This is a genomic window from Prolixibacter sp. DSM 2831, assembly GCF_056493735.1.
This window is the reverse complement of record NZ_CM151379.1, coordinates 1,030,716-1,045,338: the sequence shown is the minus strand read 5'-3', so window position 1 is coordinate 1,045,338 and position 14,623 is coordinate 1,030,716. Positions and strand designations below refer to the sequence as shown.

Here is a 14,623-nt window from a genome sequence, read left to right as displayed (position 1 = left end):
ATTTCTACTTTTGTAGAAAAGTGAGAATATGAACATCATCCCTTCGCTCTCGATTGACTGCGTGATCTTTGGCTTCCACGAGAAGAAACTGAAAGTGCTGTTGCTGGAATACGACAAGGAACAACTTGATTCACCAAATAAAAGTCCCGATACTTTTGCACCCTATGCAGAAACAGAGCCTGACGGAAAGTTTCCTTACGAAAAGCCCATCGGTTTGCCCGGCGGCCACGTTCCGGTTGATCGTTCCATCAACGATTTTGCCCGGGATATTCTGGAAACAGCGACAGGGATAAAAGATATTTACTTGAAGCAATTGGGCGCCTTCGGGGAAACCGAGCGTGTCTCCTTTCTCCGGGTTGTTTCGGTTGTTTATTATGCCCTGATTAATCCCGAACATTACAGCATTCGCGGTTCCAGTTTATTAAAATCGTTGGAATGGTATGATATTGATGAGGTTCCGGAACTGATTTTCGACCACAATGCTATGATTGAAAAAGCGCTCAAGCGCCTGCGCGAAGAGGTACAAATCAGGCCGGTTGGGTTCCATCTTCTTCCCGAGATGTTCACACTCACACAACTGCAACAACTGTACGAAACGGTTCTGGGAATCGAACTCGATACCAGGAATTTCCGCAAGAAAATACAGAAAATGCATCTCGTGGTCGATACCGGGAAGATGCAAACCGGCGTAGCACACCGCGCAGCCAGACTTTTCAGGTTCGATAAAAAGGTTTATGAAATGCTGGCAGAACAAAGTTTCTCATTCAGGGTTTAGCCGCCGTTTAAACCTTTATCTTTATTCTCAGTCTTATTTTTTGTTGAATAAGAAGGGAATTCCGCATCTGCATGGACATCGACGAAAGTGATTTAATAAGCGAACTAAAGGACGAAACCAGACGAGCTATGGCCTTTCACATCCTGGTAAAATCATACCAGGAGCGTTTGTATTGGCACGTCCGGAAGATCGTTGTAAATCACGATGATACAGATGACGTCCTGCAGAATGTGTTTTTGAAAGTCTGGAAGAGTGTTGAGAATTTTCGGGCCGATTCCAGCCTGTTTACCTGGTTGTACCGCATTGCCACCAACGAAGCGTTGAGTTTTATCAACGAGCGAAAACGAAAATCCCATCATTTACTGGATGAAGGAAGCGAATTCCTGTTGTCGACACTGGAGGCCGACGAATATTTTGAGGGGGACCAGGCGCAAATGAAATTACAGAAAGCCATCCTGACGCTACCCGATAAACAGCGGTTGGTTTTCAACATGAAATATTTCGACGAGATGAAATACCATGAGATGGCAGAAATTCTGGAAACATCGGTGGGAGCACTGAAAGCTTCTTACCATCATGCGGTGAAAAAAATTGAAGCATACATTGAACACAATTAATTTGATTGAATTAAACCTTTGATAACGAATCGTGTCTAAAATTCTGAAAGCTGAGAAATCCGATGAAGGAGAAAAAAGAATATAAGGAGTCGCCACTGTCCCAGATAAAAAGGGAAAATCCGTTTGGTACGCCCGAGGCTTATTTCGATACCTTCTCCGAACGGTTGAACAGTCGTATTCAGGCTGAAGAAAAACCGGTCACGCGGCAACGGTGGTTAAACATTTTCAAGCCGGTTGTAGGGCTGGCCGCCAGTTTCGCGCTGGTTTTCTTTCTGTTGTATGTTCCGCTGGAAAATTTTCTTCCACAAATCTGGAATAATTACCTCATCAAACATCCGGGCAATACCGTTCAGACGGTTACAAACGATGACAACTATTTTGAAACATTGATGAATTACCAGGTGTTTTCCAGCTCTGACGATCTTCAGATCCTGAGCACACTGAATGAAGTGGACAATTCGATGGCTGCTGACTCGTTGACTCCGCAGCAAATTGAAGATTACATTGTTATGAATTACTCTGATTGGGAAATCATTCGAAACTACAATCAATAAAATACCGGAATAATGAAAAAGCTGATACTAATCGCCATATTGTTCCTGACCGGACCTTCGCTTTTTGCTCAACATCACTCAAAAAAAGATTTTCCCGGATGGGATGCCATTAAAAACCAGAAAATCGCCTTCCTCACAGAACAACTGTCATTGACCCCCGAAGAGGCACAAAATTTCTGGCCGGTTTACAACATGCTGGAAGATGAACGGGCAAAGATTTGGGACGAAAAGAGGAATTTGGAAAACAAGTTCCACACCGATTCAGTAAATATGACCGAAGCCCAATTTCGTCAAATGGCCGAAAAATACGCCGAGATCCATCTTCGTGAAGGACAGATGATGAAGGAGTATAACGACAAACTACTCAAAGTACTTCCTGCCAAGAAGGTCGTAACACTTTATTTCGCCGAGCGGAAATTTATGAGTTACCTGATGCGAGAATATCGACGAAAACACGATAAGGACTAAAAGAAAAGCCGGAGCGATAAACTCCGGCTTTTTTATTTTATCAGGCGAATCTGCCTTTATCCAAAAAGTCGATGGTTTGATTGATGCCCTCATACATCAGCGTGTCTTCTTCTACAAAGTCAACGCGGGTGCGGTACTGTTTCAAGAAATCTTCCAGATAAGGAGAGGTTTTCATTGGGCGTCGAAACTCCAGCGCCTGCGAAGCATTGTAAAGCTCAATTGAAAGAATCTTCAATGTATTATCTGCCACCTTCAATACCTTGGTTGCCGCGTTTCCTCCCATACTCACATGGTCTTCCTGCTCGTTGGAAGAAGGAATGGAATCAACAGATGCTGGTGTGCACAACTGTTTGCTCTGGCTTACAATAGAAGCCGCCGCGTACTGCGGAATCATAAAACCGGAGTTCAATCCCGGATTCGCCACCAGAAATTCAGGCAAATCACGTTCGCCGGAAATCAAGCGGTAGGTTCTTCTTTCTGAAATACTACCAAGCTCCGACAATGCTATCGACAAGAAGTCAAGCGAAAGCGCCAACGGTTCTCCATGGAAATTACCGCCAGACACAATCATATCGTCATCCGGGAAAATGGTTGGGTTATCGGTCACCGAATTCATCTCCACTTCGATTACGTTTGCCACATAGTCGACGGCATCTTTCACTGCGCCATGAACCTGCGGAATGCAGCGGAAAGAATAAGGATCCTGAACGTGCTTTTTGGGTCGGTTTATTAGCTCACTTCCCGAAAGGATGGACCGGAAATTACGTGCTGTTTCAATCTGACCATGGTGTGGCCGGATTCGTTGAATACGCTCTTCAAAAGGTCCGATAAGGCCATTGAACGCATCAAGCGACAATGCCCCGATGATATCCGAATATTTGGCAATGCGGAAAGCTTTCAGCAAGGTGAAGATGCCATGCGCCAGCATAAACTGCGTTCCGTTTAAAAGAGCAAGGCCTTCTTTCGCTTCGAGGCGAATCGGCTCCCAACCCAACGTTTCCAACACATAGGAGGCTTCCATCCGTTCGCCGCGATAATACACCTCGCCTTTCCCCAGCAATGGAAGGAACAACATGGCTAACGGCGCCAAATCACCCGATGCACCCAGCGATCCTTGTTCGCAAACCACCGGAATCACATCGTGGTTAAACATTTCAATGATGCGCTGAACCGTTTTCAACTGCACTCCCGATTTTCCGTAAGACAGAGCATGCGCTTTCAGGAACAGCATTAGCTTTACTACTTCGTGTGGAATTTCCGGTCCCACATTACAGGCGTGCGATAAAACCAGGTTTTCCTGGAGTTTACTCAAATCGTCTTTGGAGATTTCGCGATCGCACAGGGCGCCAAAGCCCGTATTGATTCCATAGATAGGCTCCTCACTACCAGCCAGCTTTTTATCCAGCCAGGCTTTGCAATCGATGATCAGCTTTTTCGATTCCTCGGAAAGGGCGAGTGTTTTATGATTTTCCAGCAACTCCTCAACATCTTCAAACGTCAGTTTTGCCGGAGAGATGTAATGAATATTTTCAGACATAAAAATTCCGGATAAATTGTTCAACATAAATTCGTCGCATCCCAAGAGGTGGAATACGCCATTTTGCTAACGTTTCATCCGGATTCACGGGAAGCGAATATCGCCTCCCACCGTTTTAACCTTTCGATAGGATTTATTTTCCCGGCTTCTTTTCATGACGCCAGAAAAATAAGAACCTCAACGAAAATAAAAAACCTATTTTGTCAGGGTTTCGAGTAACTGACGAGAATCAAATTGTTGCTGATTACCTGTTTCCATGTTTTTCAGAGTGAAAAGGCCGTCTGCAATCTCATTTTCACCAGCCATCGCTACAAAGGCAATTCCTTTCTTGTTGGCGTAATTCATCTGCTTCTTCATCTTGGCAGCTTCCGGATAAATCTCCGCATTTACACCAGCAGCACGCAGTTTGGCCAACATCGGCAAACAATATTTCTCTTCTTCCGAACCAAAATTAACAAACATGAGTTTGGTGCTGGTTACACGGTCTTTCGGGAAAAGATCGAGCTGGGTCATCACATCATAAATACGATCGGCACCGAATGAAATCCCCACACCGGACACATCGGGCAAACCGAAAATACCGGTCAAGTCATCATAACGGCCGCCGCCAGTGATGGAACCAATCTCCATGTCTTTGGCTTTTACCTCGAAAATAGCTCCGGTATAATAATTCAAACCACGGGCAAGCGTTAAATCAAGCTCCACCTCGGTTCCCAGACTAAGCTGTTTCAGGTAATTGAAAATCGTACGAACCTCCTCAATTCCTTTGAGTCCAGTTTCTGAACCATTTATTACCTGCTCAATCTGGTCAAGCTTTTCCTCATTGGTTCCGCTTAATTTCAGAATAGGCTGCAGTTTGGCAATAGCGTCGCCCGAAACACCTTTCTCTTCCAATTCAGCATTTACTTTCTCCAGACCGATTTTATCCAATTTATCGATTGCTACGGTAATATCGACAATCCGTTCCTTCTCGCCAATGGTTTCGGCTATTCCGGAAAGGATTTTCCGGTTATTCAGCTTCAACACCACATTGATGTTTAACCTGCGGAAAACCTCATCGACAATCTGAATCAACTCTACTTCATTCAGCAATGAATCGGAGCCAATCACGTCCACGTCGCACTGAAAGAACTCGCGATAGCGGCCTTTCTGAGGACGATCGGCACGCCAAACCGGCTGAATCTGGAAACGTTTAAACGGGAAGGTAATCTCGTTGCGGTGCTGCACTACGTAACGGGCAAACGGAACGGTCAAATCATACCGCAACCCCTTTTCCGAAATCTGATTGGTAACTTTTATGGAATCTTTTCCAGCCAGTTCGCTATCGTCAACTTTCGACAGAAAATCGCCGGAATTCAATATTTTAAAAAGAAGTTTATCCCCTTCTTCCCCGTACTTGCCCATCAAAGTAGAAAGGTTCTCCATGGCCGGAGTTTCGATGGACTGAAAACCATACAAACGAAACACCTGTTTGATGGTATCGAAAATGTAATTTCTTTTCACCATTTCTTCCGGTGAAAAATCGCGCGTTCCTTTGGGGATAGATGGTTTCTGTGCCATGAGTTGTTTATGATTTTCTTTACTATGCTTATCGTTTCACTGAGAAACTGCAAAATTAAAGAAAATATTGAAACCACTAAGATTCACGGTAGTTTACCACTTATTTATAAGGCAATATCTCCAACCAATTTCCTACCGTGAAATTCACCGGATGGCACCAGGCTTTTTACCTGCTCTAGATTTTCGTTGGTTACTTTTCCTGCCACAATAATGTGCATATTATCGCCGCCAATTTCCAGCATCTGCTTTAGCATCACGGCTCCTTCAAGTGCAGTTGGCTTTCCCCCGGAAGAAAGTATCCGGTTCACACCTAACTCTTTCAATTGCCGGGTTGCCCCGGGAATATCTTCTACCACGTCAATTGCCTTGTGAAACGTTACCTGCATCGGACGAGCTAATTCAATCAATTCACGCGTTCGCGGAATATCAATCTGCCCGGAGGTGGTGAGCAAGCCAAAAACGACTCCCGGTGCTTTCAACTCTTTACAAACTTCAATATCCTCCTTCATCAAATCAAACTCATCATCCGTGTAAACAAAATCGCCTCCACGTGGACGAATCATGACCATAAAAGGAACCGGCAGCACCTCTTTGCATTTCTTTATCGTTCCATACGACGGAGTTGTTCCTCCTACTGTCAGATTTTCGCACAGCTCAATACGAGTCGCTCCGGCATGAACCGCATTCAGGGCTTCAGCCAGACTCTCCACGCACACCTCTTTAATCATATTTCGCTAAAAATTGATTACTGAATAAACCGAATGGTCATCGGATACCGGTAACTCCTACCTTCAGAATTTCTCACTGCGGCTACAATTACCACGGTTATCCAAAAAATAAGCAGTGCCGGTAAAATAATAATGCCAATAATGGCAAATACCAGCGGAATGCAAATCAGCAGGTAAATCGTCATCGATATTTGGAAATTCATCGACTCTTTTCCCTGTTCTTCCACAAAACGGTAAATGTCCTTTTTCATCAGGTAAACCAGCAGCGGTCCAAGAATATTACCCAGTGGTACAACAAAACCCAGAAATGAGGCAAAGTGGCACATCATACCCCAGGTTTTCTCGTCATGATCGGTTACAATGAGTTCCATGGCAAAATGTTTTTATAAAAATAAGGGAAAAAAACGGCACACCCAATGCATTTTAACCTCATTATAGTTAAATACAGGTTAACCACCTTTCGTGAAGATGAAGAAAGAATTAAGTTCCCGTGATTCGTCTCTGCTGCCTGTTTCAAAATGAGTTTACACCTGAAATAATTTCTACCTTTGGGCAAAATCAAATAAATACATGGCACAAGAAACTGAGCGGAAATTTCTCGTCACAAACGAAGACTGGCGCATTATGGCACCTCCCGTCCACTATATTCAGGGATACTTAACCATCGATCCGGAAAGAACTATCCGGATTCGGATTGCCGGCAACCGTGGCTATCTGACCATCAAAGGAAAAGTGGAGAGCTTTACTCGTCCCGAATTTGAATACGAAATTCCGGTTAGTGATGCCCGTGAGCTGATGAACCTGAGTGTTACCCAGCCGGTGGAGAAATTCAGGAGTAAAATCCCTTTTGAAGGAAAAATATGGGAAGTGGACGAGTTTATTGGAGCCAACGAAGGTCTGATTATGGCTGAGATAGAACTCGAATCGGAAGATGAAGATTTTGTACTCCCTCCGTGGATTGGTGAAGAAGTAACCGGTGATCCGCATTATTTTAATTCCTATCTTGCCAAAAATCCATTTTCGGAATGGTAAATGCATGTGAGTTTACCTGAATTTCATTGATTATTTTCGAAGCATATTCTAATGTACACCAAACGTTTCGCAATTTTTCTCCTGGGAATATTAAGTCCCGTCCTATTGCATGCACAATCGCACGCAAACGGAAAAACCTATCGTCCCAAACTGGTGGTGGGAATTGTAGTAGAAGACATCCGGCCCGATTACATCGACCGTTATTGGGATAAGTTCCGGACCGACGGTTTTCGACGACTGGTCAACCAGGGATTTGTTTGCCGGAACAATCACATCGATAATCTTATTCAGCGTCCATCGGTTGGGATGGCCACACTTTTTACCGGCGCCGCTCCATCGTTCAACGGCATTGTGAACGACCAGTGGATCGACCGATTGAAGAAGAAAGTAATCAACTGTACACACGACGATTATTACACCACGGTTGGTTCGAACAGTGCGCAAGGCGACCGTTCGGCGATGAAGCTAATGACACCAACCATTGGTGATGCCCTGAAAATAATGACTAACGGGAAAGCCAAAGTCTACAGCGTGGCGTTGAATGCCCCGGCTGCTATTTTTTCGGCGGGTCATTCAGGCGACGGAGCTTACTGGTTCGACAGGGAGAGTGGCAATATGATTTCCAGTTCGTACTATGTAGAGAATTTCCCCGACTGGGCTTTCAACTTCAATAGTCAAAAACTGGCTGACGATTATCTCAGTCGGAAATGGGAGACCTTGTACCCCATTTCAAATTACACCGAAAGTATTCAGGACGATTACATTCTCGAACCCGGTTATTACGATAAATGGAATACATTCCCCTACGATCTTTCCAAAATTCAAAAACGTTCAGGTGATTACCGTGTGCTGAAAACTACACCTTTTGGAAATTTATTGGTCTCGGACTTTGCCACTTCACTCATTGCCAACGAAGGACTTGGACAGGACAGTGTCCCCGATATGCTAACCGTAACGTTCTCTTCGATGGACTACGAACGGAATTCATTTGGTCCGGCTTCTGTTGAAATGGAAGATACGTACCTGAGAATGGATCAGAATATTGCGCACCTACTGAATTACCTTGACAGAACAGTTGGTAAGGACAATGTCGTTGTGTTTTTGACCGGAACATCCAGCGCATCTTATCCTTCTTCTTACCTAAAAGAAGAATTTCATATGCAGGCCGGAACCTTCAATCCGGAAGGAGCCGTAGCACTGCTGAAAGCCTACCTCAACATAAAATACGGGCAAGGCAACTATGTGGAGACCTACATGAACCAGCAAGTTTACTTCGATCGTGATCTCATTAGCGAGCGAAATATTGATTTAGCGACTATGCAAAAAGACGCAGCTACTTTCTTAAACCAATTTCAGGGAGTGGCCAGTTGCCGCGCAGCATCCGACCTTGAATCGGTCAACCTGCTGGGAAGTGCGTTCGCTCCATTCCAAAATAGCTACAATCCCAAACGCTCAGGAGATGTACTGCTTCGGTTTGAGGAAGGTTGGCAACCCAAAGAAAAATACCGCCGCATCGATTACACCGAAAATAGCCAGGTTCCTCTGATATTTTGGGGCGGACATGTAAAACACGGGACACTCAACCAACGCACGAATATCATGGATGTGGTTCCAACATTGGCTGATTTCCTCGGAATCATGCCTCCTAACGCAGCGAGAGGCAGCATCATCAATGTCAGAAAGTAATATTCTACTCATCATAAACGTATTAAGCCGGCACATAAATGCCGGCTTCTTTTTTGCTCCTTCATTTTAAGAAATCCCCACTCGAACATTAAACAACTGTTAATCAATATGCCACAACTTGATTTATTTCGGATTATTCTGTAATTTAGAAAGTTGCAAGGCATGGTGAAGAGAAAATAAAAAAGGAAGTATCATCAACTGTTTGCAAACAACAAGCCAACGACCAAACTTTTATCCTGTATTTTAATGATTTGCTTACCTGATTTATTCAGGAATACATGAGCGACCGGAAATCTGTTTCAGATTGCAATTTCGCGCCATCCAACGGCAATTGAGTGGGAATCCTTCGCTTTTCTCAACGCCTGTGTCTATCATATTACGACTATTTACAAATTCAATTATTAACTTAAAATTATTCACATGACACATGCCGGAACCATATCGATACCGGATATCGATTTTGACTACAAAATGTGGAAAAACCGGATTGCATTTTTACGGAACAAAATCCGTTTATACCAATCCCGGATTAAGGAGTTGAAGGCGGCATCACCTGAGTGGAAACACGAGCAAAATCTATTGGAGCTGGAATTGGCATTTCACAGTCTGCGCAATGATTTAATCGATGTTTTAAATGAAATCAAGGTACAGGAAGAGCAAATTCCGTCACACGCACCAGATTATCCAATCAGTGAAACCCACCAGGATTTTGATTCGCACGAAAACATTAACCTGATGATGAAAGATGCTTCGATGAAGATGGACGAACTGGAAAGAGCATTTCTTCCCTACCGCCTGTGAGGTAGATTTTCTTTTTATTAACAGACGTTCAGTCCTTTTAACCAGACTGACACGTAACTTTACAGCAATATTCTTAGAGATATTTAAAACGATTAGGGCTGTAAAAAAAGAGGATGACCATTTGACCATCCTCTTTTTTGTTTTTTATTCTCCGCTTTCCAGCGAATATTCTTTCAAATAGCTTTTCGGCGTTTTTCCGTAAGCTTTCTTAAATGCTTTAATAAACTGGCTGATATTTGAATATCCCAACGAATATCCAACTTCCTTCACCGAGTATTCACGAGAAATTAATTGCAGACGGGCTACTTCCATCCGCGCTTCCAACCGGTATTGATACACCGATTTTCCGAATACCTGCTTAAAGGTTTTGTGTAGTTTGCTCTCACTCATCACAGCAATGGATGCCAACTCCGGAATACCGGGATGTGCATTCAAATCAGAAAGGATTTGTTCCCTTACCTGAAGTATGCGGGTAATATCGTCGGGCTTGGCTGTAAATTCAAATTTCCCCTGGTATTTTTCCTCCAGGCTATCCAGCAACAAGCTGATAAACTCGAGAGATTTTCCGTGAAGGAATATTCCCCTTACCGAAGAATTCACCGATGGAGAAATAAGTTTGGCCGCTATTTTTTGCAAATCGGGTGTAATCGGATGTTGCAAAAGGAACGGGCGTCCTGAATAGAAAACACCTTCCAGGTATTCATTATCAATGTCCGGAAAGAACTCCCGCACCGAAGGTGAAGAAAAAAGCAAGGTGACTACTGAAGTAGTTTTTCCAACCTCGAAGCCCAGCAACCTGCTCTGCTCTGCCGATCCGAAGAAAACCCCGTTGGTAGCAACCATATTTGGTCCGAGTCTATGATCGTTGTAAAACAGTGTCGACTGATCCTTTTGATTGAAAAGATGAATCTGAAAGTATCCTTCCATAAAAGACGGGACCTTTAATAAAATGGAAGGGACAGGTTCCTTCAGTTTCAACTCAGTAATGGCCGCGTAGAACGAAGGAGTAAATTCCACCAGTTCAAAGAAGCCTTCACCCATCGATTGAGGGATAATAACCTTGTTTCCTTTTATTTCACCACCGGTCTGCTTGGCAAAATCGCTTAACCAGTCGCTAAGCTTTGTCGATTGAATACGGAAGTTCATTATTCATCCATTTTTGATAGAAAACACTCATGAAACCTAAAAGGTTTATGACTTATGCAATATACTGTATATAATTAGAAGAATATCTGCATATGTTTAATAACAAATCATCCTCTTATGTCAATTTAATGATTAATAGTGATTTCTGGTAATAATCTCCTCCGCATTTTTTCTCAGCTTTTTCCGAAGAGGTTTATCTGTATATCCTAAAGTTATGATTAACGGAATACGTTTACTGTCCGGAACTCCCAGTGTATTACGAACTTTGGCTTCATTAAACCAGCCAATCATGCAGCTTCCCATTCCTTCCGCGGCTGCGGCCAGACAAATATGTTCTGCAACAATTCCGATATCCATCAGCGGGAAATGCTTCTTTTTTATCCACCCACCGGCTTTGGAAGTAAAGTTTGGCTTCTCTTCTACGATAACGATTGAAACCGGTGCCTGCCATGAAAAATGGTTCATTCCCAATGCGCGACTCGATGCGGCTTCAGCAATTTTATGCCGTTTGTCTTCATCATCAACCACAATTAAATGCCAGGGTTGCGCATTGCAGGCCGATGGAGCCAACCGGGCACACTCCAGAATCCGTTCCAGCTTCTCCGGTTCGACGGGCTTATCGGTGTAAGAACGATCGCTTTGGCGTTGGGTTACCAGCTGCAGAAAATTCATATCGAAACCATTTGGATACAAACAAGAAAAGCAGCTCCGAAAACCGGTAACTGCTTTTCCCTCATTTGTAAGTTATATTACTTCAGTAAATCAAGCTTAACTAAATCCTGTACATCGAGCATTCCGACCGGTTTGCCGTCCTGTACAACTACAAGGTTATCTACCTGGCTTTCCTCGATCAGACCAGCTGCTTCTTTCAGCATGGCCTTTGAATCGATGGAAAGTGGATTTGCCGTCATGTGCTTTTCGATCTGCTCGTGCAGGATATCCTGCCCATTATCGCGAAGCTGGCGACGCAAATCACCATCGGTAAAAATACCTTCCAGTTTGCCGTCTTTGTCGACTACCGAAACGGCACCCAAACCGGACTCACTCATTTTGATTAAGGCTTCCATCACCATTGCAGACTTCTCAATCACCGGATTATGATCAGAAATCACCTCTTTCACCTGCATGGTAATCATTCGGGTATCGGCAACAAACTGGTCTGTTCCCACTTTCGTGAAATTGTTATCAGCCAGTTTCTTCATAACCTTCCACGGGATGGTAATGTTATGAGCTCCCAGCAACATTGCATTGCGGATGTGCTCAGCATGACGCACTGATGAAAACATCAGCTTCGAATCATATCCATAATGATTAATGGTTTCGACGATATCCCCAACCAGCTCCAACGCATTATGTCCCTGGTCCTGCATCCGGCCAACCAAAACACATACGTAATTAGCGCCGGCAGTAAGTGCCAGCAACGCTTGTTGAATATTATAAACAAGGTGAATGTTTACCATGATATCTTCGTCGCGCAACATTTTGCAAGCGCGGATTCCTTCCATCGAAACCGGAATCTTAAAAACAGTTTTCTTTTTATCGAGCCCCAGGGCTAATTGTCTGTGTGCCTCTGCAACAATATCTTCGGCCTTTTCGCCAAGCGCTTCGATCATCAATACCGGAACCATTTTCGACAATTTCACGATGGCGCCGTCAACATCTGTCAGGCCATTCAGGTGCATAAAAGTCGGGGTGGTTGTAACGCCATCGATGAATCCAAGCTTGAGCGCTTCTTCAATTTCTTCGAAGTTGGCTGAGTCAAGGAAAAATTCCATTCTTTGCGAGTTTATTTGTTTAATTAATCACGATATTTTACTTCCAGGTCATGGAACTCGATGAGCGGCTTCAGGAACGATTCCACATCATCGATACACATCTGACTGGCAGCGTCACATAACGCTCTCGAGGGATCAGGATGGGTTTCGAGGAAGAGACCATCGATACCTGCAGCCACACCAGCCCGTGCCAAGGTAGGAATAAATTCCCTTGAACCACCTGCCGGATCGGCACTTGGAATTCCATACTTCCGAATCGAGTGCGTCACGTCGAAAATAACCGGGTAACCAGTTTGACGAAGATGATAGAAACTCCTTGGGTCAACAACCAAATCGTTGTAGCCAAAAGTATACCCACGTTCCGTCAGCAAAATCTGATCATTTCCTGAACTCACCGCCTTTTCAACCGGTTTGATCATGTTCTCAGGTGCCAGAAATTGTCCGTGCTTGATGTTAATCACCTTCCCGGTCTTGGCAGCCTCAACAACCATTGTACTCTGCATGCAGAGATAGGCCGGAATCTGAATGATATCGACCACGTCGGCCGCCATTTTTATCTGCTCCGGATAATGCACATCGGTAATGATAGGCACCTGGAACTGTTCCTTTATTTTCCGAAGAATTTCGAGGCCACGCTCCATTCCCGGGCCCGAATAAAATTCGAGCGAACTCCGGTTGTCTTTCTGAAAAGACGATTTGAATACGAGCGGAATATTCAGTTTCTGTGACAGGTCAACCAGAAATTCAGCTGTGACCATCATTGTTTTGACGTCTTCCACCACGCATGGTCCGGCAATTAGAAACAATTTATCGGAGCCACAGGCAATATCACCAACGTGTACTATTTTCTTATCCATGGTACCAAATTTACATTTTCATGTATAAATCCCTGAGTTTTTCGCGGGTAATTACTTTTTCCCAATCGGGACCAGCCACGTGCGCCCACATGAAAGTCAATGTCAGAGCCACATCCACCATCTTTTCGATATCTTCCGAAGAATAATCTTTTAAAACACCTTTCGGCAGATCGACTTTGTTAATCTCCATCATCTTGCGGAATTCTTTCACTTCTTCCGGATAAAACTCATCCAGCTGGTTGAAAACAATACAGTTTCCTATGCCGTGGTGAATTCCGGTTACGGTAGCCAGACCGTACGAAATAGCATGGCAAGCACCCACTTCGGAATAAGTTAGCGAGAGTCCACCCAAATAAGAGGCGACCATCAGTTTTTCATCGTTTTCCGGTGTGCGGCTATTTCCCGAAAGGAAAATCTCCTGACATAGTTGCAACGACTCACGGCCAAGAGAAGCTCCCATCACCGTTTTTCTGTTTCCATTCAATGCTTCCACATTATGAATGTAACAATCCATCGCGGTATAGAAATGCTGTGGATCAGGAACTGAACTAATCAAATCCGGATCAAGCACGACCTGGTCAGCCGGAGTAAAATCGCCTTTTATTCCCAGCTTCTTTTCCGGACCAGTCAAAACAGTCGTCATCGAAACTTCGGCTCCGGTTCCTGAGATGGTCGGTACTACCGTACAATGAACACCTTTGTTTTTAATCAGGTCCAATCCCTGGTAACGGGAAGATGAACCGGGGTTGGTAAACATGAGACGGGTAGCTTTGGCATAATCCATCACGCTTCCGCCACCAATTCCAACAACCGAAACAGGCGCTATTCCCTTCTCATTCATCACCTCTTCAACCAAAGCATCTACCACTTTCGTTTTTGGCTCATCAGTCACATCCATAAAGCGAATCAAATCCACATTTTTCATTGGAATTCTTTTCACCAGGTCTTTTCCTTCAAAATACTCGTCGAGCAGAAAAAGAACATACGAACCCGCGTCAACACGAAGCGGTTCAAAGATGTCATCTAACTGAGCAAATGCATTGCGGCCATAAAGTACACGGCCTACAGCTTTATAATTCCTGAGCAT

At 44.1% G+C, this 14,623-nt stretch carries 16 protein-coding genes; 7 read left to right on the top strand and 9 right to left on the bottom strand.

All coding sequences use genetic code 11. The annotated features are described in order from the left end of the window. Positions 1-28 precede the first annotated feature (28 nt). From AC060N_RS04125 to AC060N_RS04110, 4 genes are all read left to right on the top strand, one after another. Positions 29-775: an NUDIX hydrolase gene (locus AC060N_RS04125; protein WP_106542420.1), complete on the top strand. Its 747-nt coding sequence runs from the start codon at positions 29-31 to the stop codon at positions 773-775. 71 nt (positions 776-846) lie between these two features. After that, positions 847-1,392, top strand: coding sequence for an RNA polymerase sigma factor (locus AC060N_RS04120; RefSeq protein WP_479525995.1), 546 nt, complete (start codon positions 847-849; stop codon positions 1,390-1,392). A gap of 62 nt (positions 1,393-1,454) precedes the next feature. After that, on the top strand, positions 1,455-1,946 hold the full coding sequence (locus tag AC060N_RS04115) for a hypothetical protein (RefSeq protein ID WP_479525994.1): 492 nt from the start codon (positions 1,455-1,457) through the stop codon (positions 1,944-1,946). 12 nt (positions 1,947-1,958) lie between these two features. After that, a complete protein-coding gene (locus AC060N_RS04110; RefSeq protein ID WP_479525993.1) occupies positions 1,959-2,414 on the top strand; it encodes a hypothetical protein in 456 nt (151 codons plus the stop codon). Between the two features lie 40 nt (positions 2,415-2,454). Here the strand turns inward: AC060N_RS04110 and hutH are convergent, their stop codons facing one another. The 4 genes from hutH to AC060N_RS04090 all read right to left on the bottom strand — a co-directional run bounded on the left by hutH (position 2,455) and on the right by AC060N_RS04090 (position 6,610). Further along, entirely contained in the window at positions 2,455-3,951 is a 1,497-nt protein-coding gene (hutH, locus tag AC060N_RS04105) for a histidine ammonia-lyase (RefSeq protein ID WP_479525992.1), read from the bottom strand. 195 nt (positions 3,952-4,146) lie between these two features. Further along, a complete protein-coding gene (gene hisS, locus AC060N_RS04100) occupies positions 4,147-5,511 on the bottom strand; it encodes a histidine--tRNA ligase (protein ID WP_479525991.1) in 1,365 nt (454 codons plus the stop codon). 104 nt (positions 5,512-5,615) lie between these two features. Next, on the bottom strand, positions 5,616-6,239 hold the full coding sequence (locus tag AC060N_RS04095) for a copper homeostasis protein CutC (protein ID WP_479525990.1): 624 nt from the start codon (positions 6,237-6,239) through the stop codon (positions 5,616-5,618). A gap of 17 nt (positions 6,240-6,256) precedes the next feature. Continuing rightward, a complete protein-coding gene (locus AC060N_RS04090; RefSeq protein WP_479525989.1) occupies positions 6,257-6,610 on the bottom strand; it encodes a DUF4870 domain-containing protein in 354 nt (117 codons plus the stop codon). Positions 6,611-6,809: 199 nt separating this feature from the next. Between AC060N_RS04090 and AC060N_RS04085 the strand changes: the two genes are divergently transcribed. From AC060N_RS04085 to AC060N_RS04075, 3 genes are all read left to right on the top strand, one after another. Then, positions 6,810-7,271 (top strand): CYTH domain-containing protein, encoded by a 462-nt coding sequence (locus AC060N_RS04085; RefSeq protein WP_463230658.1) that lies wholly within the window; start codon positions 6,810-6,812, stop codon positions 7,269-7,271. A 51-nt stretch (positions 7,272-7,322) separates the two neighbouring features. After that, positions 7,323-8,957: an alkaline phosphatase family protein gene (locus AC060N_RS04080; RefSeq protein WP_479525988.1), complete on the top strand. Its 1,635-nt coding sequence runs from the start codon at positions 7,323-7,325 to the stop codon at positions 8,955-8,957. 420 nt (positions 8,958-9,377) lie between these two features. Further along, complete coding sequence (locus tag AC060N_RS04075; RefSeq protein ID WP_106542429.1) at positions 9,378-9,758, top strand: hypothetical protein; 381 nt, start codon at positions 9,378-9,380, stop codon at positions 9,756-9,758. 144 nt (positions 9,759-9,902) lie between these two features. On the opposite strand, the gene AC060N_RS04070 is transcribed toward AC060N_RS04075, so the two are convergent. The 5 genes from AC060N_RS04070 to AC060N_RS04050 all read right to left on the bottom strand — a co-directional run bounded on the left by AC060N_RS04070 (position 9,903) and on the right by AC060N_RS04050 (position 14,623). Then, the gene (locus AC060N_RS04070) at positions 9,903-10,904 is read right to left on the bottom strand and encodes a helix-turn-helix domain-containing protein (protein ID WP_106542430.1); all 1,002 of its coding nucleotides are present in this window, start codon (positions 10,902-10,904) and stop codon (positions 9,903-9,905) included. Between the two features lie 132 nt (positions 10,905-11,036). Continuing rightward, complete coding sequence (locus AC060N_RS04065; protein WP_106542431.1) at positions 11,037-11,576, bottom strand: nitroreductase family protein; 540 nt, start codon at positions 11,574-11,576, stop codon at positions 11,037-11,039. Positions 11,577-11,653: 77 nt separating this feature from the next. Next, complete coding sequence (locus AC060N_RS04060; protein ID WP_106542432.1) at positions 11,654-12,679, bottom strand: transaldolase family protein; 1,026 nt, start codon at positions 12,677-12,679, stop codon at positions 11,654-11,656. Positions 12,680-12,702: 23 nt separating this feature from the next. After that, entirely contained in the window at positions 12,703-13,536 is an 834-nt protein-coding gene (gene kdsA, locus AC060N_RS04055; RefSeq protein WP_153637824.1) for a 3-deoxy-8-phosphooctulonate synthase, read from the bottom strand. 10 nt (positions 13,537-13,546) lie between these two features. Beyond that, positions 13,547-14,623 carry an iron-containing alcohol dehydrogenase family protein gene (locus AC060N_RS04050; RefSeq protein WP_479525987.1) on the bottom strand — a complete coding sequence of 359 codons (1,077 nt, stop codon included), beginning with the start codon at positions 14,621-14,623 and terminating at the stop codon, positions 13,547-13,549.

Coding starts and splice junctions, on each gene's coding strand:
- AC060N_RS04115 (WP_479525994.1), top strand. CDS start 1,455: ATGAAGGAGAAAAAAGAATATAAGGAGTCGCCACTGTCCCAGATAAAA.
- AC060N_RS04065 (WP_106542431.1), bottom strand. CDS start 11,576: ATGAATTTTCTGCAGCTGGTAACCCAACGCCAAAGCGATCGTTCTTAC.
- kdsA (WP_153637824.1), bottom strand. CDS start 13,536: ATGGATAAGAAAATAGTACACGTTGGTGATATTGCCTGTGGCTCCGAT.
- AC060N_RS04060 (WP_106542432.1), bottom strand. CDS start 12,679: ATGGAATTTTTCCTTGACTCAGCCAACTTCGAAGAAATTGAAGAAGCG.
- AC060N_RS04095 (WP_479525990.1), bottom strand. CDS start 6,239: ATGATTAAAGAGGTGTGCGTGGAGAGTCTGGCTGAAGCCCTGAATGCG.
- hutH (WP_479525992.1), bottom strand. CDS start 3,951: ATGTCTGAAAATATTCATTACATCTCTCCGGCAAAACTGACGTTTGAA.
- AC060N_RS04120 (WP_479525995.1), top strand. CDS start 847: ATGGACATCGACGAAAGTGATTTAATAAGCGAACTAAAGGACGAAACC.
- AC060N_RS04125 (WP_106542420.1), top strand. CDS start 29: ATGAACATCATCCCTTCGCTCTCGATTGACTGCGTGATCTTTGGCTTC.
- AC060N_RS04080 (WP_479525988.1), top strand. CDS start 7,323: ATGTACACCAAACGTTTCGCAATTTTTCTCCTGGGAATATTAAGTCCC.
- AC060N_RS04090 (WP_479525989.1), bottom strand. CDS start 6,610: ATGGAACTCATTGTAACCGATCATGACGAGAAAACCTGGGGTATGATG.
- hisS (WP_479525991.1), bottom strand. CDS start 5,511: ATGGCACAGAAACCATCTATCCCCAAAGGAACGCGCGATTTTTCACCG.
- AC060N_RS04085 (WP_463230658.1), top strand. CDS start 6,810: ATGGCACAAGAAACTGAGCGGAAATTTCTCGTCACAAACGAAGACTGG.
- AC060N_RS04050 (WP_479525987.1), bottom strand. CDS start 14,623: ATGCTCAGGAATTATAAAGCTGTAGGCCGTGTACTTTATGGCCGCAAT.
- AC060N_RS04070 (WP_106542430.1), bottom strand. CDS start 10,904: ATGAACTTCCGTATTCAATCGACAAAGCTTAGCGACTGGTTAAGCGAT.
- AC060N_RS04075 (WP_106542429.1), top strand. CDS start 9,378: ATGACACATGCCGGAACCATATCGATACCGGATATCGATTTTGACTAC.
- AC060N_RS04110 (WP_479525993.1), top strand. CDS start 1,959: ATGAAAAAGCTGATACTAATCGCCATATTGTTCCTGACCGGACCTTCG.